Genomic DNA, 22745 nt, shown 5'->3' with positions numbered 1-22745 from the left:
CTACAAGATTTTTAATAGGTTATTGCTGCATTGAAGGTACAGCAAAAATCCTACTGGATATGGGAATGCGTGGATTAGGATTAGTTGCAGCTGGTTCGGTACTGGTGGTGGAAGCGCTATCAGCTGATTCAGAAATAACAGCTGGTTGGCTATTACTAGAACTGCCAACATCACCTAAGTTAGATGTCACAGCTGTATTTGTAGCAGAACTAGATTGAGATACTATCGGTATGGTAATATTATTAATATTTTCTGGATTAGATTTTCTCTGAGTTTGAGCTTGAGAAGGAATAGCGATCGCAGCAGAATTAGCTGCTAATATCAGCACTAGCAGGTGATAAAGATATTGATGCATCTGAATAATTAAAGTTTTACAAAAGATGTTTTTTAAACCAAATGACTATTTTATGGAACTTCAATCTTGCATTCCATAAAAAAATATTTGTTGCACAGAATAAGTTAGTAGTTGTTTGTTGTTTGGACAGTCTTTTAGTCTTCAGCCGATAGAGACTAATTTGATAGATGCACCTTAATTTATAATTTGCTTTTGAAGGTAAAATTAGACAGCGCAACAACTATTCAAAATTTATCTGCTTATGAATAGTCTATGCAAGAGAAATTTCTCGGAAATGTCTAATTTATTTTTTGCTTATCAAAATGCTTATTTTTTCGTAGATTTAGCTAAACTTACAAAAAATTTATGAACTATATATAAACATTGATTCAAGAGAGATTTTGCACTTTCATTCCATACATAAAATCATTATAAATTGTACTAAAAAATAAAGTTTCACTTAAAAAGAGAAGCTAGTTCGCAATATACCCATCGTAATTGGGTCACTGTCTGAAGTATGACCGGGTTCCCAGATATGAATTATCCCTGGCGTAACGCTGATATTGTCTGTTAACTGAAAGCGGTAAAAAGCTTCAAGTTGAGTTGTGGTTCCCGGTTGTCCGCCTGGACGGCCTAAACCTGTATTTATGGAATCAGGGACATTGTTTCCCACTGGTAAGTCACTACTTGTGATTTTTGGAGGTTGTCCGAAATAAATTCCGCCCAAATTACCCTTAGCAAATAAATCAGGAAAATTGAGATATATCATGTAATTCGTCGTCTCTACATTTCCCGATTTGCTGGGAATGTAAGAATTCATATAGCCAAACCATCCACCTAAAGTCACTTGGGGTGAAATTTGCCAGTTCACAGAAGTACCAACAGCATTAGTTTGTAGCGGTTCCGATTTGTTGGTGTTGGGATTGACTGCTGTTAAGCACTCGTCGCCTGTGAAAGTCAGCAAGCACCCATCTGACGAGTAATTATTAACGTAATATAAACTGAGATCAAGAGCATCGAATGGTGTCAGCAAAAATTGCACGCCAGTAGTTGTATGGCCATCAAATAAACCGCTGCGTTTTCCTGAATTTCCCGGTATATTACTAGCATAAATAGCCTGTAAACTGGCACGTTTGGCAAATTGCCAATCAACAGCAACACCACCACGGCCAAATCCAATATCTAAAATTGGATTTCTTTGGGCAAAAAATGACAGTGGCCCTGTAGCTGCACTTTCTACTCGGTTGGGGCCTCGGAAAGCACTAGCCATATTCACGCCTTCGACTCCTGCCATAATTGCTAAGTTATCAGTCACAAGCCAGTGACAGTTTAGGTCAGTTACTATTAGCTTGCTATCTGTGGGATATTCGTAACCGAGGATAACGTCATTGCTAAATCTAGGTTTAGTTGTGCCGCCAGCCGCTGCTAAACCTGTAAATAGGTAACTGCTAGGGCTAAATTGGCTGGTTAAATATAGCTGCTGATAGTAGATGAGATTAATGTTTGTACCATCATCATCTGTGTCTTTTTTACCATCTCTGGGGTTAACATCAGCACGATTCTGGGTACGTCCTTGAATACCAACTATCGTTAAACCGCTGAGTTTTGTTGTTCCGGAAAATTGGTTTGCTTCAATTTCAGCAGCACGGGCTTCTAAATTATCGACTCGTCCCCGTAAAGTTGCTAATTCGGCAGCAAATTCTTCCTGTAATTTTTGCAAAGTAGTTAAATCTGCGCGGGCAACTAAATCATCTGTGGCTGTGGCGATGAATTCATTCACCCGATCTAGGCAAGCATTCAACCCTGCTGCAAATTCATAGCGAGTTATAGGGCGATCGCCACGATAAGTTCCATTGGGATAACCAGCAATGCAGCCATATCGTTCTACTAAAGATTGCAATGCACCGAATGCCCAATCTGTAGGTTGTACATCCCGCAGTTGAGATACTGATGTCACTTGTGCCATCGACTCGTCTGGAACAAGGGCGGAAGAACTAAAGGAGAAAGTCTCCACTTGTTCTCCCACCTCTTCTGTAGGAATAGCGATCGCCCTAGTCGGTAGTCCACTGACTGCCGCTATCAATAAGCACGCAACAACTCTAGTCTGACCCTTGTTCAACTTTTTACACTTTTATCACACGCTCTCAAGGTTAGAGCTTATTAAAAATACCCTTTAATAGCATTAGTGAAATTACTTAATTGTACAAAATTACACTTTAAGTGCCTGGGCAATATCTGACAAACATGAGTATAAAATAAAAAACTTACAAAAAATATCATTAGATTTACTGAAAACTAGCATGGTCAACCGCCCACCAGATCCATCGCCAAAACCATCTCAACAAAATCAAAACAATCAGTCTTCTGCGGACGCCAGTAAGAAATCTGTTGTGAGAAAAGTTCAGAAACAGGATAGTTCCAAAACAGGTGTGCGTCCGGTTATGTGCCGAAAAGTGAAGGTGAAGAAAACTTCTAAACATCAGCGGTTAGCGTCAATAGTAGCGATCGCGATTTTGTTGGGTAGCTTTGGGTTAGTATCAGCTTTTGCCTGGGTAAGCATTGAATTAATGTTCAATCCCGATAAAGTCACTTGGCTAAATAAATTTTTACCTGGCTGGGTGATATCTCTCAACAACGACGAAAGCCCCCAAACCCTAGCAGAAATTCAATCAAACTTCAAAAAACAGGGACATATAGCTGGAGAAATTCAGCCTTTAGAAGGTGATAGAAGAGAAACTTTTTTGCTACCAGTTTTTAAACAGCATCCCAATTGTCAATCGGACTGCAAAGACGTAGTTGAACTTAGGGTTTATCAACACTCACAAAACTTAGAACTGCAATCAAAACCTGAAAAATATTACACTCTGGCAACTCAATTGTCTGTAGATGGACTAGAGGAATCATTTGTACTTTCTCCCTTTGGTGATGCTACATCCGATCGCCAAGATTCCAGCATTACCTTACCTGTGAGTGAAGTAGGAAGCTTTGCAGGCGAGACACCATCTCCAGGCATTTGGTTTTATTTGCAGGGTAAACGCCAGCAAGGAACCCATGCGATCGCTTACGGTCACATTGTTCACTACAATCCAGAACGTAACCACCTACGACACCAATTGTCTTGGACAAGTCCCTCTGGACAACTACCAAAATGGCAACAGGTAACTGGTGGAGGTGCTAAAGAGTTAGTTGTCGATAAAACAATCGGTTTGGAACCCCAATTACACATCTATCAAGTTAAACCAGTCAACTTTGTCATTCAACTCGAAGAAATATCTCTGCAATCACCTGCCCTCAAAGATTCCACTTATCAAAATGCCCTCCAAATTGCCCGTAGCGGATTGTGGACACCCGCTTGGGAATGGTTGCAATTTATCCAAAAACAACGCAAGCAGAAAATGCCAGCAGCAGCGCAAGCGCAAATCGATGTGATTCGCTGGCACTCCCAACTCACCAAAAACCAAGCAGATACAACTTGGGCAAGTCCCAGCCAACAAGTACTGGCAGATTTAATTGATGGTCGCTGGGGGAAAGCTTTACAAGTATTTAAGGCATCACCGCAGAATGTCCAAGAAATTGCTACCTTACTGAAAGCAGATACAGGGCGGTTGTGGAATCGCGTTGAAGTAGCATTGCAAGTCAACCCCAACCGACCGGAAGTGCAGGCTTGGGGAGCCTTGATTTTGGCAGTTCAAAAAGGAAAAGAACGTGCCAATTCATGGTTGCAAGGGCAAACTAAAATTACAAAAGAGTCCCTTACTTATATTCAAAGTCTGCTAGCACAACTCAATCATGAAGCGGTGCAATCGCAAATTACCCCTACTCACCCTAGCCAAATTATTGGTTCAGTGGAGGCGATCGCACCACCACTTCCTAATCAATAAATTTAAATTAGGCATTAGATGAACCTCTTTGAAGTTAAAAGTCAAAAGTAAAAAGGTAAAAGAAAGAAGAATATTTCTTTTAATCTCGATCTCAAAAGGATACAAGAGAGTGAATTTATTCATGGAGAAAGTAAATATTAATTTGTAGGATGCGTTAAAGCAGCGCGTAACGCACCGCTGCGCCAGTGGTGCGTTACGGCTAATTCCTACCCTCTCAAAGGCTCAAATCTTTATATAGCCGTAACGCACCCTACTTAATATTTACTGATTACAGTGTAAATCCTGAACAATTTTTAACAGCGATCGCCAAGCTTTTGACGTTATATCCACTCGCTTTTCCGGTGGAGAATGCCAACAACTACAATCTCAAGTGTTGATCAGCCAAAATACAAAGTTACAAGTAACATCAGCCCCCTGGTGATACTCCTAACAGTGCTGCGATTGGCGATCGTTGTTTTCTTGCTAGCAGCTATTCTTCCTTGCCAGTGGCTGCTAAGCGTTGCATTTTCAGGTATTGCAACTGTTGTAGTAGACAGTCCACTTCTGCTTGCAAGTGCATGAATTTAACTTGCTGATCTGCTTGATAAAAACACTTATCTAACTTTGTTACCCAGGCACTATGGGATTCACGTTCGGAAATACCAGATGTAGACATTGCTTAATCGATCCGTAACTTGAACTCACACCATTAGAGATATTATAATAAGGAAGTTTAAATAATTATTAAATAATTATATAATTCCTATCTGTCTTTGTAATAGATTGCAGTCTGTGTATTGTATGACTGCGCAGAGAATAGCTTTGTTCCAAACAAAACGCTTGTGTAATACTGCGGGTATATGGGGTGGATGGGTGGCGTGTAGTGGATGCATCAATTATGCCAAGCATCACTACGGTAAACACCAACGCACCCACAATTATGATTGGTGAAAAGGCAGCTGATTTAATTAAAGCCGCAGGTCGTGTTCCACAGTAACTAAAGCCTATTGATTGCGTAAGTTAGGTTAATTTCGCCGATAACTATTCAATTGGGACTTTAACTCACACAATCTTAGGAGAGTGCAACATGCGGCGAATTGGAATTATAGGGGCAGGTCAAGCAGGTCTTCACTTAGGAATTGGTCTTGTTGATGCGGGTTATGCAGTGACTTTGTTTAGCGATCGCACACCAGAAGCAATCCTCAATGCCAAACCAATGGGAACGCCAATATTATTTCCAGATGCACTGCAACTTGAATGTAACTTAGGACTGAATTTTTGGGATGAGCAGTTTCCTAGTACTGATAAAATCCGCACTGAAGTGTGTAACCCTGAAGGGAAAACAGCTTTAGTTTTGTCCTCTAATTTAGAACAGCCTTGGCAAGGTGTAGACCAACGCCTTAAGTTCTCTACTTGGATACACGAATTTGTGAAAAGAGGCGGTGAACTTGTTGTTCAAGCGATGACACCAAAAGACTTAGAAGAATGTACCCAAAGCTACGACTTGGTAGTGGTGTCTGTTGGTAGAGGTTCCCTCTCAACTATATTTGAACGAGACGCACAAAAATCCAAACATGACGAGCCGAAGCGCCACATAGCATCAGCAATTGTCACAGGGTTAAAAGCAGATACAGTTGATTTGTGTACCGCTAAGATGACTGTCATCCCTGGTGTTGGCGAAATATTCCAGTATCCTTTCTACACCAAGGGCAAATTTTCCACTTTAGTTGCCTTGGAAGCATACCTTGGTGGAGTAATGGATCAATTTTCTCAGGTACAAAGCGGTCAACAACTGCTAGAGGTGGGTAAAAAAGTCATCCAGCATTTGAAACCCGAATATTATGAAGTTGTCAAAGATATGGAATTGGTAGATGAGCAAGCATGGGTGAATGGTAAAATTACGCAGACAGTGCGTCAGCCAATTGGTCGCTTGCCATCGGGTGCAATTGTCATGGGTATTGGCGATGTAGTTATCCTACACGACCCTATAGCCGGACAAGGAGCAAATTGCGCCACAAAAATGGCTCATCTGGTTAAGCAACGAATCATTGAGCATGGCAATCAACACTTCGATGAGTCATGGATGCAAAGGGTATTTGATGAATTTTGGAATTATGCTCAGTATAGCCATGCTTTAACTGATTGCTTGTTAACGCCCCCGGCTCATCTGCCAGATATTATGGTTGCAATGGCTGAAAATCCAGGCATTCTCAGAGATTACTTAAATGGTTTCAACCATCCACCCAGTTTATCCACATGGTTTTTTGACGCTGAAAGCACCAAGGAATATTTAGCACAAAAGAAAGCTCGTGTTGGGGTAAGTAGTCAACCAGATCAACTTTGCTTGGTTGAACGTTAAAATTCTCCGGAAATATTGCTCTTTCACCTGTTTTATTGCTGGTAAACTAAAGCACATTGAAATTATATAGTCAGATTTTTTCAATCTCTTGTGGGGTGGAGAGAAGTCCGAGCGGAGGTTTCCTCCGTAGACGCCCTCCGGGCGGCTTCCCAAAGGGTTCGGAACTTCGGAGCATCTTGCCTGCCCAAACCATGCAAATTAGATGTGGAACAGCTTAAAAATTAAAACACTTAATACAATTAACATTTATCATGATTACTCTATACACCGCACCGTCTCTATGGGAGCTGCCGAGTATTAGCCCAGCCTGTATGAAGCTCGAAACCTGGCTGCGCATGGCAAAGCTTCCTTATAAAGCTGAGATCCCTACAGCCCAAGAATTTGCGGCAGCACCAAAGGGCAAGGTTCCCTTCATTGACTATCAAGGAAAACTTGTTGGTGATTCCACTTTAATCATCGAGATGCTTAAGGAAAAAGAAGGGATCGATCTTGATGCAAACTTGACCTCTACAGAGCGAGCCATATCCCTTGCTTTTCGCCGGATGCTCAAAGAAAACACTTACTGGGGAGGAGTTCACATTCGCTACAACATGCAGGAAAACTGGCGACACTATCGAGAAGTGATAGCAAAAATCCTCTTTCCTGATGCTCCAACAGCAGAATGGGAAGCGTTTATCGAAGGGATGCACGAAAATATTCGCTCTCAGATGTATGGTCATGGGATGGGTCGTCATAGCAGTGAGGAAATCGTCCAGATTATCTGCGCTGATTTCCAAGCACTCTCAGATTTCCTGGCAGATAAACCATTTTTCATGGGAGACGAACCCACAACTTTAGATGCAACTGCCTATGCATATATTGGCAATTTCATCAAGCCACCTTATGGAAGCCCAATTGTTGACTATATTTTGCAGCTGTCGAATCTTTGCCAGCATTATGAGCGAATGAATCAGAAATTTTTTAGCGATCGCTTTAATGTCTCCTAATTTTCACTAGTCCATAAACATGAGTAAAAAGCTTTCTCGCATCCTACATCCTATGAATAAATTACTGCAACCTCACAACAATTAAAACGCTTAAGAAACATTACAGCTACTGTCAGGTTTCCCAATGCTAATAACATATTGAAAGGAGGGCCGCTTTATTACCAAGCAGTCGGGGAGAGATTCCGAACTAGGTGAGTATTGTCTACAGCAATATATCGAAGTCAAGACGTTATAGTTCAACCGTGATTTCACGTAGCTAGATGAGATTGTTGCAGTAAACACCATAAGGAGTTTAAATCATGTCTTTTTATCCTGTTGCTGATGTTTCTGAATTTTTCTCTAACCTTGCTAACGAGATTAAGGAAGATATAATTTCAAGACTCCCCGAGAGAAAAGCTTCAGCCCTCAATCGTCTGCGCGAATTACTCCCTACTATTTTTGACCTTGATTACATCAAGTACGCGATCGTGCCTGCTTTCCTAACCAGTCCCTATAAAGGAGAGAGGCTATCCCTGCCCATGATTGATGTAATCTTCACCAAGGAGAACGCCCTACCGTATTACTTTTGGGGACTGTTATATGACAACTGGGAGCCGAATAAGGAAGAGGATGGGCTTTCGGTATTTATCCAAGGTTACGAAAACCGTGGCGACCATAATCGGAGAAAAAGGATTTACGCTTCGGCTCTTACCCCCGATCTATATCGTCCGATGTATGGGGACAAGGTGGTTCAGTTTTTCGATCAGCTATTTGACGCCAAGAATGCTGGTAAACCCCTGATGCGTCAGTACCTAGATCAATATTTCGACCTGTTCTGGAATCTACACGTCGGTGTCAAAGGCGATGCCATTCCGTCGGAGGTTCGGGAGATAGGACAGAGTTTCAACACTGTCCTTGCTTATCGAGACCCAACACTGGAGATAGTTTACGAGAATTACATGAGAGTGCGATCGCTCCGCAAGTTGTTGAAAGAGTGGATCGATCAAAGAGTCGAAGATGTGGTCAAGGGTTCGGTTGCAGATCCACAGAAGACATTCGTCTACTACTGGATCAAGAATGGTGAAGAGGGAGAAGATTTCCGGCGCAAAGATGTTGTTTTCGAGTGCTTCCATAATTTCGTTGCCTTGAGTCAGTGGGGCAATACTATCTACAACTTCATGTCTAAACTGAGCAAGAACACAGGAGATCCTAACGTCCGGGCATGGTTTGAAAAGACGATGGCAAGTGATTATGACCAAGCAAACGATTCGCCCTTTACCCCTCTCGATCGGTTCGTGATGGATTTATTCCGCACAATTTCGCCAAACACTGGCAGCATCTCTGCTGTCGAAGAAGTGAGAAAACCCCAGTACGATAGATATGGCTACGTTATCACCCCGCATAAGGCGACAAGTGAAGACCCGCGACACTGGGAGAACCCAACCGAATTCAATCCCGATCGCTACAAAGATGCGCCGACTAGCGACCAAATTGACGAAGCCAAATCTAAACAAATCGGATTTGCCCGATGCCCCTTCCATAAAGAGACATTTGAGGTGAAGGACGGCAGAAAAGCTGAGATCACCAATAGTGCATTTGGCACTGTTTACGGCATTACCGATGACAAGGCGTTTATCGTCAGTGACTATGCTGGCTATGCGCCTTTCGGTTTCGGATATCGTCGCTGTCCTGGCGAGTTGCTCACGGTTGAGGTGTTCAAGGATTTCTTCAGAAAGGTATGGAACGACAAAATCGAGTTCGAGAAACTCAACCTACCAGACCCAGAAAAGCTTCCGATCGGGCCCACAACAGTCATTGATGACAACATTGGTTTTACCAAGCCGATGTCGTAAAGGGCGCTTGTCGCGGGGTTCAGGGCATTGACTCAAACTGAGATCCATTGATTAAACTCAGCAAGGTTGGTGACAACCTTGCTGAGTTTAATCAAAACCTAAATTTACCCTTGCCACATTGATTGGCGGGTTTCATGAAAATTACTCATAGTCGAGGAAGTGTCAAAAAATGTGGCGCAAAGCTTCCCAGAGATACAGCTAAAACGCTAGACTGACATTCTAAGAATTTGTTGTTTGTTGGTGGTTATTTGTTGTTTGGATTTTACTGCTATTGTTGTTTGTTGGTGGTTATTTGTTATTTGGATTTTACTGTTTAGTTTTCAACACCCAACAACCAACACCCAACAACATTAAAATAAGCCCAGAAAAGTGACATTAAGCCTGTCTGCAATTACATCTCATCGCCAACCCTGGCCCGGACTCATAGAGCAATATCGCGAATACTTGCCTGTCAGCGAAACAACGCCGATTGTCACCTTATTGGAAGGTAATACTCCTCTCATCCCAGCTGATGCGATCGCACAACGCATTGGCAGACAAGTACGTGTCTTTGTCAAATACGACGGTCTTAACCCTACTGGTAGCTTCAAAGACCGAGGAATGACAATGGCAATTTCCAAAGCCAAGGAGGCTGGGGCTAAGGCGGTAATTTGTGCCAGCACGGGCAACACCTCAGCAGCAGCAGCGGCTTATGCTAGACGTGGGGGAATGCGTGCTTTTGTATTAATTCCTGATGGCTATGTGGCGCTAGGTAAATTGGCGCAAGCACTGCTGTATGGTGCAGAGGTGCTGGCAATTAAAGGTAATTTTGACCGCGCCCTAGAAATTGTGCGCGAAATGGCAGAAGCTTATCCTGTGACTTTGGTGAATTCAGTTAATCCCTACCGTTTAGAAGGTCAGAAAACCGCTGCGTTTGAAATTGTCGATGTTCTGGGCAATGCTCCCGACTGGTTGTGTATACCGGTGGGTAATGCGGGTAATATCACAGCATATTGGATGGGGTTTTGTCAATATCATCAAGCCGGAAAATGCGATCGCTTACCGCGAATGATGGGTTTTCAAGCTGCTGGTGCAGCACCCTTAGTTACAGGTAAACCAGTACCGCATCCAGAAACTATCGCCACAGCGATCAGAATTGGTAATCCCGCCAGTTGGGAAAAAGCTGTTGCTGTCAAATCAGCGAGTACGGGGAATTTCCAAGCCGTCACCGATGCAGAAATTTTGGAAGCCTATCGATTGTTAGCACGAGAAGAAGGTATTTTTTGCGAACCTGCCAGTGCTGCTTCGGTAGCAGGTCTGTTGCAAGTGAAAGACCAAGTTCCTACAGGTGCGACAGTAGTTTGCGTCCTCACTGGCAACGGTTTGAAAGATCCAGATACTGCCATTAAACACAGTGAAAGTCAATTTAAACAAGGTATAGAACCAGAAATTAAAGCTGTAGCTGGGGCGATGGGGTTTTAAAAGAGTGGAGGAGTGGAGGAGTGGGGGAGTGGGAGAGTGGGGGAGTGGAGGAGTGGAGGAGTGGGAGAATGAAAGATATACTAAATTGTTGTTCTGTCTCTTTTTTCCACTCTTATTTCCCCCCTCTCCCCCTCCTCTTCTTTGCCTCGTTGCTGTGCTAAGCTATCAATCGCATCACCCAAAGCGGTAGTGAGGCTTTTACGGGTTTGGGCGTGGTTGTCTTGTTCAGTTTTCAGTGCATGTTGTAAGCGATCGCGTTCTTTGATGACAGTAATAAGTTTGGTTTTTAAATCTTCCACAGATTTGATTGGCGCTAATTCTTGTTGAATCGCCACTGTCACTGTGGCGTCATGAAGTTGGGCTTCTTCAATACCTTGCAGGCGCTGGATTTGGGTTTTTAAAGAAGCGATCGCCTGTTTCGATAGCTGAGCATCAGTTCGGCGCTGTTCTGCTTCAGTGTTGTAGAGTTTACGCCATTTTTCCGCACTTTCCCAAGCCGCATCACGTTCTTTTTGCAACTGTGCCAGCTGTTGTTTCAGCGTTTGAATTTCATTTAACCATTGCTGCGTTAGTTCTTGACTCATATGTAATGGGTAATGGGTGATGGTTGTTAGTTAGTTGTTGTTTGGAACAATCACCAACCAACAACCAACAACCAACAACACTATTTTTGTAAATATTGTTACTTATACCAAAAATATTCTTGAAAACTTCCAACATGGGAGTAGAATATTTACGATTTCATTATAGAAATGCGATCGCCTGCATGAGTGAGCCACCTCTTCGCTTTTCCACCATTGAACCAGAAGCTAAAGCACCTACTTTGAGGCGACTGCGCCAGCTTAGCCGCCTGCTAGATCGAGCTATTGTGATTCCTGGAACGCGCCTTGGTATTGGTCTAGATCCAATTATCGGATTTATACCTATTGGAGGTGATTTCTTGGGTGTTATGCTTTCTGCCTACATAGTTCTAGAAGCAGCACGCTTGGGTGTACCAGCAGCCACCTTGGGCAAAATGGTGATTAATATCATCATCGATGGTTTGGTTGGTGCCATACCAATGCTAGGAGACTTTTTTGATATTGCCTGGATGGCGAACGAGCATAATATCAGATTGCTAGAAGAATACTTAAGGTTTCCAGGACAAAAGCAAAGCGCAGACGGATGGTTTGTATTTGCAGTTTTGATTGGATTATTACTTGTCGCCGTTGTCTTAGTAGCATTGCCTGTGATAATAATTAGACTGCTGTGGGGAGCTTTAACTGGCAGTTAGATGAATGATTTACAAAACGAATGAAAGATTGGTGGCAAGTTACTTTTCCTAAAGGGCGGCAAAGTCTGACAATTACTGATGCTCATGGATATCCCGTACAAATTGCTTATGGGGAAATAGGTAGTGGTAGATCTATAGTTTTATTACATGGTATGGGTAGCTGGAGTTATAATTGGCGACATATCATCCAGCCTTTATCTAAATACTTTCGGGTAATTTGTTTTGATGCTAAAGGTTACGGTTTTTCCGAGAAACCTTTGTCTCGTCGAGAACAAAACGGTCATCAAGTCATCGAATTAGAGCGAATTATTCAGTCGCTAAGTGATGAACCTGTTACAATTGTGGCAGAATCATTGGGTGGATTAGTTGCCCTTGCTTCGGCTCAAGAAAATCCGCAGCTAATAGCGCGGTTAGTAGTAGTAAATGTACCAATTTTTGCTGAGCAGCTTCCTCATTGGGGAATGTCATTGCTTGCCCAAACTCCGCTAGAAGTGGTGCAAACAATTGATTCTTTACGTTTAGCAAATCTGCTAGCACCATTTGTAAGAGAAGTTATAGCAATCGAACGGCGCAAGGTACTGTTCGATCCATCAGTTCTGACACAAGAAGATGTTTACTGGATAACATACCCGTATATTGAATTCACTGGTACTCTCACCAAAGTTGCTGAAGAGGTGCAAATAGCGGTACGGGAAATTGAGAATTTTAAAGCAAATAAACCAAATTTGCTCAGCAAGATTCAAAGCAAACTCGATAGCATTGATTGTCCTACACTCGTTTTGTGGGGCGAACAAGATAGTTGGTTTCCTGCTAGTCATGGTAAAAAGTTGCATCAACGTCTTCCTAATTCCAGGTTGCAAATTTTGCCAAACTGTTGTCATGATGCTTCAACTGGTGCTTCAAAAGTCTTGAGTACAGCTATTCTCAAATTTCTGCAAGATACGGATTTTTGTTAGATTTGTGTGCGAAAAATAGCTCTTCAGACTAAAAAAGTCTAGATGGCACTTACACACTCCCTGTTCCCTGCGGGAAGTTATCCGCAGGGCATCTACAAAGCAGGAAATCTCTGCATGGTGCTGGCTCAGTCCTAGCAATACGATACATATAATATTTTTGCTACCAGTATTCAACATGATAAAAAAGTAACTTCTTTTCAGAAGATTGAATAAATAGTTAAAAAAAGATATGTATCAAATATATATATTTAATATACACCAATATAGGTGTATTTCAAGATACACTTATTTTTAATGTGATTAAAATAACAATTATTGGCGACTTCTTTTAAGAACTTTAGTAGCGGAAAAATCAATTTAATTTGGTTAATGTGCCTGATGACTTTCGATTTGACGCCATGCGATTATGATCGGGGCGTTTAGAAATGTAAAAAAATATCAATGAGCATTAATAAACAAAAATCTTTTTATCACAGTACAAATTAGATATGCTTAGTAACAAGATGACAGCATGATTTAGAGAAATCATCAGGATTGTAATTATTATCCTTGCAATTTATACAAATTAGCTACTAGCAATAATACAAGTAATATATAAAAAAGTTTTTTACCGATATAATTTTATGCAAATATCTTACGATCTTAGCTTTGTTGCACTTTCAGTGCTTATAGCAGTGATTGGTTCTTATGCCGTACTGGGTATTTTGCCTTTGTTTACCCAGAAAGAAAATGAAAGTAGATTTACGGCAGTAACTGCGGGCGTATTGATGGGAGTCGGTATCTGGACGATGCACTTTATAGGTATGAAGGCTCTCAAAACAGAAGTGCAGGTCAATTATGACATTTTAATCACAGTTTTATCAATTTTTCCAGCAGTAATTGGAGCGAGTGCTGCATTTTATATGCTCATTCCCAAAACTACAAATAAACCTTCTAGGCAAAGTTTGTTAATAAGCGCCTTGATCATGGCGATAAGCATTTCAATTATGCATTACACGGGAATGGCAGCAATGATGATGTCTGCAAGAATTACCTATGATTATTTACTTTTTACATTATCTATTATTATTGCTTTTGTAGCATCCTATATATCGCTGGGATATTTTGTTAATTTTGGCTCTTCACGCTATATCAAGTTCAGAAGACAAAGGAAAACCTTTACAGCAATATTAATGGGGATAACAATTTCGTTGATGCATTATACTGGGATGGCAGCTACAAATTTTATTCCTGACTCTACAGTTAGTAACAATTCTCCACTACTATTAAATGAATATGCTTTGTATGGTCTAGCATTTTATTGCGGGTTTATGTTGATTATAGTTTCACTGATTGTTACAGTCACGCTAAGTAAGGCACGTTGAGTAATTTTCGTGATTAGTGATATCAATTTGACACAATAATAAATACCTTGAAAAGTCAGGGATGGTGAGGTAACTGAATTAAGTAGCTCACTCTCAAAAATAAGAGTGGGAGTCAGCATACCAATCGCTTGTTACTCCCACTCTGACATTTACCACTGGAGCGAACAGGAACATATACAGACGCTGCCATTTGTTTAGGGGGTTAAGGTGTGGAACAGCGCCAATACGCATCGGATATTCCTGTTGAGGCAAATGTCAAATCTAATTATTAATATTTATTGAATAGAAAAATAATTTGTGTATCATGTTTACATGTGCTTTCTACTCATCTGTAAATGGTTGGGTAGAGAGTGTACCACAAAAATATTTTTGATTGTGATACACCCTGATAACAACACCCTTGAAGTCGTTTATCTTTCTGTAATTTAACTGAATAAATCAGGGTTAGGTTGCCATTTTGGCAAGTTTTTTCATCAGCAAAAAATCAAAAAAAACGTGAAAGCATAGCAGTAAAATACTAATTTTGCTAGCCAAAATGCTCTAATTACATTAGCAAGATTGAGCCATAGTATAACCAAAATAAAATGTCGTAATTAACGAAACACAGTGGAAAAATAAGTTTTATATTTTTAATTTGTAGCTAAAAGTATGATGGGTGATACCCATCATTACTTAGTCAGTTGTAAACTGATATATGTCTATCTAGCAATTTTTTTCATTAGGTTAGTCAAGAGTTAACAGTCCAAAATCCAGATGAATACTTGACTCTTAACTCTGGATGCTGACTATAAGTAAGTATGAAATTTTTATTTTTTGTTGTGAACTTTATTCATAACAAAGAATGAACATTTCACCCCAAATTGCCAAAATTGCAACAACGCGATCGCCTAAGACTCAATAATTGCTAGCGAGTCTTAGAAATTCAGGTATCTGATGCCTCAGAATTCGCAAATATTATCCGGGTGAAACGAGTACAGGTGGGTGAGTATCGGATTCTGCGAGTTCAAGATGCTGCCGTACCGAATGCGATCGCAGCTATCCTTTTATATATCCGACATCAAAACAAGAAATTGCCCCATGCCTACTTCGGCTGGGCAGAGAGAGGGCAATCCAATCCAATATTTGCTGCGCTTTATCCTATTTGGTGAAGGGGATATTGCTGTAGTTACCCGTGAAGTCTTGCGTAAGGCTGATAGGAACCCTGAACGGCATCCCGCTATTCATGTTGGAGGTTAAGGGAAAGGGGCTGGGGCATAAAAATTATGAATTATGAATTATGAATTATGAATTATGAAATTTTCAGCATTCAGCATTCATCACTCATAATTCTCCTAATCCCCAATCCCCAATCCCCTACTATGCTTGTAATTTACACAGTAACAAACCGAACCATTGATTTTCGTCAGTCCACATTTTTTGTGGTACTAAACCCTTGGCTTTCAGTTCTTGCTGGATGGTATTAAGGTTGAATTTCCGGGAAATTTCGGTATGGATGGTTTCATCTGGTTCAAAATGAACATTAAGTTTGAGAGATCCTAATTCTACGCTTTGCTTACACTTGCTTTTTAAGTGCATCTCAATTTGATGTTCAGTTTCATTGTAAAATGCCCAGTGTTCAAATTGGGTGGTGTCAAAATTGCCATCAAATCGCCAATTGAGATGCTCTAACATATTCAGGTTAAACGCTGCTGTCACACCTTGGCGATCGCTATAAGCAGCTTCCAAAATATGTTTTGGCTTTTGCAAGTCTACCCCTAATAAGAAATACTCTCCCACTTGCAAAGCAGTTATAACCTGGGATAAGAACAAATCACACTCTTGCGAATTTAAATTACCCAAAGTGCTACCGATAAAACAAATCATCCGGCTGGGTAATTCGCTGGGTTCAATTTGAGAAAGAGCTAATTCGTAGGTTCCTGCTAGAGCATAAACTTGCAATGAGGGATAATCTGCTAGTAGTGAAAGCGCGCTACTTTCGAGTATGCCTGCACTCACGTCAATCGGTAAATAATGCAGAGGTAAGCCTTGCTGTTGGTAGGCATCCAGCAAAATCCGGGTTTTGGTTGAACTGCCACTACCCAGCTCAACAATTTCACTAGCACCTGTTATTTGGGCAATTTCACTAGCACACTTTTGTAAAATTGCTGTCTCTGTACGCGTGAGATAATACTCTGGCAACCCACAGATTTGCTCAAATAACTCAGAACCACGGTCATCGTAGAAGTAACGTGGCGGCAGAGTTTTAGGCATCTGAGTTAGTCCCTTCACCACATCGCCTCCAGTGCTTGAAGAAATAACCGAAGTTGGTTCTAGCAAACGCTTTATTTGCAAGCGGTGTTCGGAACTAACACTGCTATTGGCAGGTTTAGATACTGTCATTACTCCTCCATTGACTTGGTCTGATGGAACGCTTTCTACTGCGAACCCCAAACCTCAGCTAGTGAAACACAAAGCGATGCCCCATAGCATCACGCTTAAGCTAGATTAATTGTGGGCTATACCTGTCTGTTTGGATTTTTTGATTAATTTGGCAGAGACTTGTTAGTGGTTAGTGGTTAGTGGTAACACAACTAACCACTAACCACTAACTACTAACCATTTCCTATCGAACACAACGAAACCCCGCTAAAATCTGGCGCACACCAGGATGATACCAATTGCGAAAACTACATCGTAGCGCCCAAGGACGAGTTGCCCAACTACCACCTTTTAAAACACGATGTTGATGGTCAAAATAAACCTGCGAGTACCCAATGTAAGGGTAATACTGAAAGCCTTCATAGCTATCAAACCAGGTAGCTGTCCACTCCCAGACATTGCCTAAAGTATCGTACAAACCATAGGCGCTTTGTCCAGCAGGGTAAGTATCTACTGCTGCTGTCTTGCCCATGTTGGTATCGTAGTTGCAATATTTGGGTGTTGGTTCTTCATCTCCCCAAGGATAGATGCGGCAACGATTAACTTTTGCATCCCAACTCGCTGCTTTCTCCCACTCGGCTTCTGTAGGTAAGCGTTTTCCTACAAACCGAGCATAGGCTTCTGCTTCATACCAACTAACACCGCAAACTGGGTGATTATCCCAGGCTGGCTCATCACGCCAGTAGAGGGGTTGGGTCACTTTTTCTGTTTGCAGCCATTCCCAACCTGCTGCTGACCACCACTGCGAATTTTCATAACCCCCTGCTGTCATAAATGTTCGATATTGCCCACAAGTCACAGGGTAACGGTCAATATGGTAAGCATCCAGATATACGCAATGGGCTGGGCGCTCGTTATCTAAGGCATCTGCCGAGTTATTACCCATCTCAAATTCATCAGCAGGGATTTGGATCATCTCTACCTGCTTCGCAGAGTCCAAAGTAACTAAATTTGACTCTTGACTTTTGACTCTTGACTTTTGACTCTTGACTTTTGACTCTGTACAGACGTGCCATGGCACGTCTGTACAACTCTTGACTCTTGACTCTTGACTTTTGACTAATTCCAACACAAAGGTAATAATCTCGCTGTGCTGGCTTTCGTGCTGAATTAAAAAGCGCCAAAGAGGTTCTTGTGTTTCTAAATCAGCTACTTCTAAATAATTCAGCACTTTTTCTCTGACTGTGTCTAGGTAATAACGAATTTCTTTTGGTTTGGGTAATTTGACGCGATCGCATTTAGGCAAACCATTAGCCGCGAATAGCTTGCGGTATTGGGGAAACATACAGGGTAAGCCTGCATTATGCTCTAGTAGCCACAAAGACTCAGTGTAAGCAATATGCCCCAAGTGCCAACCAACAGGACTAAAGTCAGGATGAGCTTGACGGCAAAAGGTAGCTTCATCTATGCCCTCAAACAAGGCGAGAGTTTTAGTACGACATTGAATAAAGGCGCGAGAAATTGCCTGTTTGAAACTAGATTTGCTCAATTCTAATATCACAGTCAGCTCCCACACTGATAATGCTGTTTTCTGGGCAAGGAGTCCAATTACCTGCAAACAGAGGTTCTGAGGCAATAATGACGGCATTGGGGAAAGTTGGATCGTTAGCTGTCCAGTAAAGAGAAGGAGCAGGTGAAGTGCTGCTAAAGCGAGAAGCGATGAGGCGATCGCCATCGCCGATCACTACGTTGGCGGATATGTAGGTTTGGTAACTTTGCGCCATATCTACCAGTTTTAGCAATATTGTGTGTAAAGCCTGCTCCAGAGTTTTGCCTGGGTTTGTTTGCAACTGAGACAACAGCAAAGCAAAAATATGTTCTGAATCAGTGCTTCCACTAACCCACCGATAAATTTCATCACTTAGAAGTTTGCGAATTGGTAGGTATAGTGTCTGCCGAAATTTGTCAATGCGACCATTGTGAGTGAATAACAGACGTTGATATTGAAATGGCTGGCAGTTACTAAAATCCAGCGCCTGTCCCGGTGTAGCACTGCGAACGTAGGAAAGCACACACCCAGACTCCACATAGCGGCTGAGACTAGATAAATTGATATCATTCCAAATCGGAAACGTGTTTTTGTAAATAAAAGGTTTGGTATCTTTTTGAACATGATACCAACCTACACCAAAGCCATCAGCGTTAACAACCCCAGACAGCATTTCGCGGGGTTGATAGCTTTGGACTACCAGCGAGTGTTCTGGTTCGTACAACAGAGGTTCTAGAGAAACTGGTGAACCGAGGTAAGCTAATAAACGACACATTTTTCAGGAATGGACTCCCAATAATTGTAGAGATTAAGCTTTGAAGGTGAGAATTCCCTGAAAATTATATGAATTTCTCTGCTGTCGCGATCGCTTAATTGCTTTTTTAAGCTAAACACAAGTTAACCTTACTAACTTTATTTGTGTATAATTTCCAACTTGAATAGCCTCAAGCCACAGTTAGCCTAAACCCTTCTTCAATAAAGATTTGGATGTAAGTCAGCTCAATAAATTTTCTCGTCACTTTCGTGGTATTTGTTAGACGCAATAAAAATAAACATCAGTTGCAAACATATCTGCGGTGTGAAATATTGTTTAAAACAACCAAATTTCCATCAATCCTGCTAAAATCAATGCCTACAAGGAAATTTATAGGATTCAATTTCAAAAAAAACCGAATCTCAAGATATTTCTACATCAATCTACTTTTAGCCACTATTATAGTGCTGGTTTGGGTGGAAGCTGCAATAGCGCAAGTTCCCAACACAAAACAAGAATTAAGTTCCATCTGGCTGTTGATTGCAGGCGCTTTAGTCTTTTTTATGAATGCTGGCTTTGCCCTTTTAGAAACTGGCTTCTGTAGATACAACAACGCTACCAATGTCTTAGCCAAAAATCTCGTTGTTTTTTGTGTGGCGACATTAGCTTTCTGGCTCTTTGGTTTTGGATTTATGTTAGGAGATGGATACTATAACTGTTCGGGAGAAGTAGAGCAGAAATTTTTGAGTTTCTTCGGTCGAATAGGTTTTGCCTTTCAATTACCGTTTCCGCAACATTCTAATGATTTGGCTTTTCCGAATGGATTTACTTGCTTACAAGCAGATTGGGCAAATCACTCCTTTGCATCTCTATTTTTCTTTCAATTAGTTTTCGCTGGAACTGCTGCCACAATTGTATCTGGGGCAGTTGTTGAACGTGTAAAATTCTGGGCATTTTTTCTTTTCAGCTTTTTCCTTGTAGGAATTTTGTATCCTTTAAGCGGCCATTGGATTTGGTCACACTATGGTTGGCTTAAACAAGCTCTGCTATTTAGAGACTTTGCCGGTTCGACAGTTGTTCATACTGTGGGTGGAACGGCTGCGTTGGTGGGAGCTTGGCTACTGAAGCCGCGATGGGGCCGCTTTAACTACGATCCTCGCCCAGATATCGAACTAAATCAACTTTCTGAACAAGAACCTCCAACAAATATTTCAGAAGAAGCTTTCACTCGTCCTAGTAACCTTGGTTATGCAACTCTTGGTTGCCTAATTTTGTGGTTAGGATGGCTAGGCTTTAATGGTGGTTCAACAACTAATTTAGAATACGTACCCCACATCATTGCCACAACTACAATTGCAGGCGCGACAGGTGGGACTATGGCTATTATCTGTAGTCCAGCTATTGTTGGTAAACCTAGCTTATCCTCAATCATCAATGGGATTTTAGGAGGTTTGGTAGGAATTACAGCCTCTTCTGCTTATGTAGATATGACAAGAGGAGCTTTCATCGGTTTTATCAGTGGGTTCGTGGTTATTCTAGGGGGAAAAGTTTTAGAAAAGCTGAAAATTGACGATCCAGCAGGTGCGATTCCTGTTCACCTTTTCTGTGGTGGTTGGGGAACTATTGCTGTAGGTCTTTTTAGTCAACCAGAATCTCTTGTATATAACACCCAGCCTTTCTTTCATAATAATCCTTTTATCCAGACAGGCTACCAACTTCTAGGTTGGTTAATTGTTTGCGGCGTTACATTGATTACAAGTCTAATAGTTTGGATTAGTGTTGGTTTATTTCTATATGGTTGGGAACATTCAATGAAACAAAATCAGTCTATCATGCTGAAAGGGAATTGGTGGGAAAAGATAACTAAATTAGCAAGAAAAGGAATCAGAGTATCATCCAAGGAAGAGAAAGTAGGTAGCGATGGATTTTTTTACAAACTGTAGATCGCTACAAAGGGGACAAGAAACAAGGTGCATTCCATTAGAGGACTTTCAAATAAAAAAATATTCAATCGTTCGCAAAACTTGGAAGACAAAGAGGACAAGGAGTAAGAAGTTGTGTGGGATGCTCCCATTGGATGATTTATTTTTTGGAGTTCCCTAGTAAACCTTAAATTGTAGGGGAGCCAGTGCGTTGCGGAGGTTCCCGTAGACGCCCGCAGGGCGGCTTCGCCGACTTGTAGACGCGCGCAGCGCGGCTTCCCGCAGGGTAGCACCTGCCGTTCCGTTGTAGCACCTGGCGTTGCGTTAAAGCAGCGCGTAACGCACCGCCGCGCTACTTAATATTTACTTTATAAATGACCTCTAAATCCTTAGAGGATGTCTGAGAAGTGTAAAATGTCATGCTGTAGGCGTAGCCTTCCCGTAGGGTACGGAGCGCCAGCGTAGTGAAGCATCTCACAACTTAACGCCAAATCGAGATTCTACTCTGCCTTGAGCCGCTGCGCGTCTACGCTCCACTGCATTCCGCACCCTGCCTTAAGCCGCAGAAGCGTCTACAGAATGACAAAATATACCCTTCACGTACTTTTTAGACATCCTCTTAGTATTGGGCAGCAGGGCAAGAAGATTTTAGTTGGTTGATTTTGTTTTGTATTTTATTTCCTCTGGTTGATTCCCACCGTTGAAATATACTTTTTATATCTTCGATATATTCATATTCATCGCTAATCTTACACAATATATCTACAGCTTCTTCTAATTGATTTGTATCAATTTTTGTTTGTGCTTCTTGGCGTAGAACTTGATTAAATTTATTTTCTATATCAGACGGAACAATACCCGATTTTTCTACATTTTTCCTAAAATCTTCGCATTGCTCATTTAAACTAATTCCCTGTTCTTTTTTCCAGGATAGACCTTTTGTAATCACTTTGAGTCTATTTGGAGGTTGTTTAAGAGCTTCATCAAGTTCGTAAGAAAATTTTTGACATTCGCTGACACTGCGAGCAAACTTAGATGATGATGAAGATTGTGATGATTTCAAAATCAAAAACACTAATAAACTTATAAAACTGACAGCCAGTATGACTATGAATAAGTATGCGAACACTCGTGCAACTTCTGAAGGTCTTCTTTCATTATCTTCTGAACCTTCTGGTGTATTATTTTCTGGGGCTGCCTTGGCAACATTATTGGCATCAATAAAGCCTTCTTGAGTTTTATACAGATTTTTATCAATCCAATTTTGATTAAAAACTTGCTTGTAGATGCGGTTAGCAACTCGCAACTTTCCTGATTCTATACTTACCAAACCTGATGCCAGTAGTTCTTGTTGTTCTTGACTATCATTAAGAGGTACATAGTCTTCTTGTAAGATTCTCTGGTACAACTCCAGCAAAGTTTTGCTTTGTGTACTCTTCAAAATTTCATTTTGAATCTGCCTTAAATGAACTGATGCTTCTTGAAATTCCCAATCTTGAATCAATCTACTTTGAATTAAATTGGCAATTATTTCGCTTTCCTTGCCGCTAGGAATAAAAGATGTAGATGATTCGATAATTAATTCAAAAACATTTTTGGTGAGATATTTATGAAAAGAAGTCCAAGATAAAACTTCTTCAATAACTACATTTGGTCTATCTACTTTTTCATCTAATTCTGTAATAATACTTTTAATGTAGTTATAAATATCTTCTTTATCTTGCTCGTCAAGCATAG

The 22745-nt window shown here is 41.2% G+C and carries 17 protein-coding genes and 2 pseudogenes; 11 read left to right on the top strand and 8 right to left on the bottom strand.

Going from position 1 to position 22745, the window contains the following annotated elements:
- Positions 1-19 precede the first annotated feature (19 nt).
- Both FIS9605_RS0107835 and FIS9605_RS0107830 read right to left on the bottom strand, forming a co-directional pair.
- Positions 20-355, bottom strand: a complete 336-nt coding sequence (locus FIS9605_RS0107835; protein ID WP_026732091.1) for a hypothetical protein — start codon at positions 353-355, stop codon at positions 20-22.
- A gap of 439 nt (positions 356-794) precedes the next feature.
- Positions 795-2453 (bottom strand): iron uptake porin, encoded by a 1659-nt coding sequence (locus FIS9605_RS0107830; RefSeq protein ID WP_026732090.1) that lies wholly within the window; start codon positions 2451-2453, stop codon positions 795-797.
- Positions 2454-2634: 181 nt separating this feature from the next.
- Here FIS9605_RS0107830 and FIS9605_RS0107825 point away from each other — a divergent pair, with 181 nt between their 5' ends.
- On the top strand, positions 2635-4215 hold the full coding sequence (locus FIS9605_RS0107825) for a hypothetical protein (protein ID WP_026732089.1): 1581 nt from the start codon (positions 2635-2637) through the stop codon (positions 4213-4215).
- A 469-nt stretch (positions 4216-4684) separates the two neighbouring features.
- Here FIS9605_RS0107825 and FIS9605_RS0107820 read toward each other — a convergent pair whose 3' ends face one another.
- On the bottom strand, positions 4685-4870 hold the full coding sequence (locus FIS9605_RS0107820; RefSeq protein WP_026732088.1) for a hypothetical protein: 186 nt from the start codon (positions 4868-4870) through the stop codon (positions 4685-4687).
- 174 nt (positions 4871-5044) lie between these two features.
- On the opposite strand from FIS9605_RS0107820, the pseudogene FIS9605_RS40685 reads away from it, so the two are divergent.
- The 5 genes and pseudogenes from FIS9605_RS40685 to thrC all read left to right on the top strand — a co-directional run.
- Positions 5045-5191: pseudogene (locus tag FIS9605_RS40685) on the top strand (GMC oxidoreductase); the annotation flags it as partial.
- 90 nt (positions 5192-5281) lie between these two features.
- Entirely contained in the window at positions 5282-6553 is a 1272-nt protein-coding gene (locus tag FIS9605_RS36555) for a styrene monooxygenase/indole monooxygenase family protein (protein ID WP_051469953.1), read from the top strand.
- A gap of 251 nt (positions 6554-6804) precedes the next feature.
- Positions 6805-7539: a glutathione S-transferase C-terminal domain-containing protein gene (locus tag FIS9605_RS40285; RefSeq protein ID WP_026732087.1), complete on the top strand. Its 735-nt coding sequence runs from the start codon at positions 6805-6807 to the stop codon at positions 7537-7539.
- 725 nt (positions 7540-8264) lie between these two features.
- A complete protein-coding gene (locus FIS9605_RS36550) occupies positions 8265-9371 on the top strand; it encodes a hypothetical protein (RefSeq protein WP_197036009.1) in 1107 nt (368 codons plus the stop codon).
- A 369-nt stretch (positions 9372-9740) separates the two neighbouring features.
- Positions 9741-10832: a threonine synthase gene (gene thrC, locus FIS9605_RS0107795; protein ID WP_026732086.1), complete on the top strand. Its 1092-nt coding sequence runs from the start codon at positions 9741-9743 to the stop codon at positions 10830-10832.
- Positions 10833-10912: 80 nt separating this feature from the next.
- On the opposite strand, the gene FIS9605_RS36545 is transcribed toward thrC, so the two are convergent.
- Positions 10913-11416, bottom strand: a complete 504-nt coding sequence (locus FIS9605_RS36545) for a hypothetical protein (RefSeq protein WP_051469952.1) — start codon at positions 11414-11416, stop codon at positions 10913-10915.
- Positions 11417-11598: 182 nt separating this feature from the next.
- Here FIS9605_RS36545 and FIS9605_RS0107785 point away from each other — a divergent pair, with 182 nt between their 5' ends.
- The 4 genes and pseudogenes from FIS9605_RS0107785 to FIS9605_RS46415 form a co-directional block, all read left to right on the top strand.
- Positions 11599-12105: a DUF4112 domain-containing protein gene (locus FIS9605_RS0107785; RefSeq protein ID WP_026732085.1), complete on the top strand. Its 507-nt coding sequence runs from the start codon at positions 11599-11601 to the stop codon at positions 12103-12105.
- 20 nt (positions 12106-12125) lie between these two features.
- On the top strand, positions 12126-13061 hold the full coding sequence (locus FIS9605_RS0107780) for an alpha/beta fold hydrolase (RefSeq protein WP_026732084.1): 936 nt from the start codon (positions 12126-12128) through the stop codon (positions 13059-13061).
- A 623-nt stretch (positions 13062-13684) separates the two neighbouring features.
- Positions 13685-14425 carry an MHYT domain-containing protein gene (locus FIS9605_RS0107775; protein WP_026732083.1) on the top strand — a complete coding sequence of 247 codons (741 nt, stop codon included), beginning with the start codon at positions 13685-13687 and terminating at the stop codon, positions 14423-14425.
- Between the two features lie 914 nt (positions 14426-15339).
- A pseudogene (locus FIS9605_RS46415) lies at positions 15340-15661 on the top strand (amino acid transporter); the annotation flags it as partial.
- A 120-nt stretch (positions 15662-15781) separates the two neighbouring features.
- On the opposite strand, the gene egtD reads toward FIS9605_RS46415, so the two are convergent.
- The 3 genes from egtD to egtC all read right to left on the bottom strand — a co-directional run bounded on the left by egtD (position 15782) and on the right by egtC (position 19107).
- A complete protein-coding gene (gene egtD / locus FIS9605_RS0107765; protein WP_026732082.1) occupies positions 15782-16804 on the bottom strand; it encodes an L-histidine N(alpha)-methyltransferase in 1023 nt (340 codons plus the stop codon).
- 223 nt (positions 16805-17027) lie between these two features.
- Complete coding sequence (gene egtB / locus FIS9605_RS0107760; protein ID WP_026732081.1) at positions 17028-18344, bottom strand: ergothioneine biosynthesis protein EgtB; 1317 nt, start codon at positions 18342-18344, stop codon at positions 17028-17030.
- Positions 18319-19107, bottom strand: coding sequence for an ergothioneine biosynthesis protein EgtC (egtC, locus tag FIS9605_RS0107755; protein ID WP_026732080.1), 789 nt, complete (start codon positions 19105-19107; stop codon positions 18319-18321). The genes egtB and egtC overlap by 26 nt, the downstream gene beginning before the upstream one ends.
- Positions 19108-19562: 455 nt before the next feature.
- Here egtC and FIS9605_RS0107750 point away from each other — a divergent pair, with 455 nt between their 5' ends.
- Complete coding sequence (locus tag FIS9605_RS0107750) at positions 19563-21029, top strand: ammonium transporter (protein WP_035139710.1); 1467 nt, start codon at positions 19563-19565, stop codon at positions 21027-21029.
- Positions 21030-21627: 598 nt separating this feature from the next.
- On the opposite strand, the gene FIS9605_RS0107745 is transcribed toward FIS9605_RS0107750, so the two are convergent.
- A complete protein-coding gene (locus FIS9605_RS0107745; RefSeq protein ID WP_026732078.1) occupies positions 21628-22743 on the bottom strand; it encodes a hypothetical protein in 1116 nt (371 codons plus the stop codon).
- Between the last annotated feature and the right edge of the window lie 2 nt (positions 22744-22745).

Source organism: Fischerella sp. PCC 9605, assembly GCF_000517105.1.
Classification (GTDB): Bacteria; Cyanobacteriota; Cyanobacteriia; order Cyanobacteriales; family Nostocaceae; genus PCC9605.
The sequence above is the reverse complement of the archived record's forward strand: the minus strand, read 5'-3'. Positions and strand labels throughout refer to the sequence as shown.

Bases quoted from the DNA above. Each gene is read 5' to 3' on its own strand.
- FIS9605_RS0107775 (WP_026732083.1), top strand. From the start codon at position 13,685: ATGCAAATATCTTACGATCTTAGCTTTGTTGCACTTTCAGTGCTTATA.
- FIS9605_RS0107785 (WP_026732085.1), top strand. From the start codon at position 11,599: ATGAGTGAGCCACCTCTTCGCTTTTCCACCATTGAACCAGAAGCTAAA.
- egtD (WP_026732082.1), bottom strand. From the start codon at position 16,804: ATGACAGTATCTAAACCTGCCAATAGCAGTGTTAGTTCCGAACACCGC.
- FIS9605_RS0107820 (WP_026732088.1), bottom strand. From the start codon at position 4,870: ATGTCTACATCTGGTATTTCCGAACGTGAATCCCATAGTGCCTGGGTA.
- FIS9605_RS36555 (WP_051469953.1), top strand. From the start codon at position 5,282: ATGCGGCGAATTGGAATTATAGGGGCAGGTCAAGCAGGTCTTCACTTA.
- FIS9605_RS40285 (WP_026732087.1), top strand. From the start codon at position 6,805: ATGATTACTCTATACACCGCACCGTCTCTATGGGAGCTGCCGAGTATT.
- FIS9605_RS0107835 (WP_026732091.1), bottom strand. From the start codon at position 355: ATGCATCAATATCTTTATCACCTGCTAGTGCTGATATTAGCAGCTAAT.
- FIS9605_RS0107780 (WP_026732084.1), top strand. From the start codon at position 12,126: ATGAAAGATTGGTGGCAAGTTACTTTTCCTAAAGGGCGGCAAAGTCTG.
- FIS9605_RS0107825 (WP_026732089.1), top strand. From the start codon at position 2,635: ATGGTCAACCGCCCACCAGATCCATCGCCAAAACCATCTCAACAAAAT.
- egtC (WP_026732080.1), bottom strand. From the start codon at position 19,107: ATGTGTCGTTTATTAGCTTACCTCGGTTCACCAGTTTCTCTAGAACCT.
- FIS9605_RS36545 (WP_051469952.1), bottom strand. From the start codon at position 11,416: ATGAGTCAAGAACTAACGCAGCAATGGTTAAATGAAATTCAAACGCTG.
- FIS9605_RS0107745 (WP_026732078.1), bottom strand. From the start codon at position 22,743: ATGCTTGACGAGCAAGATAAAGAAGATATTTATAACTACATTAAAAGT.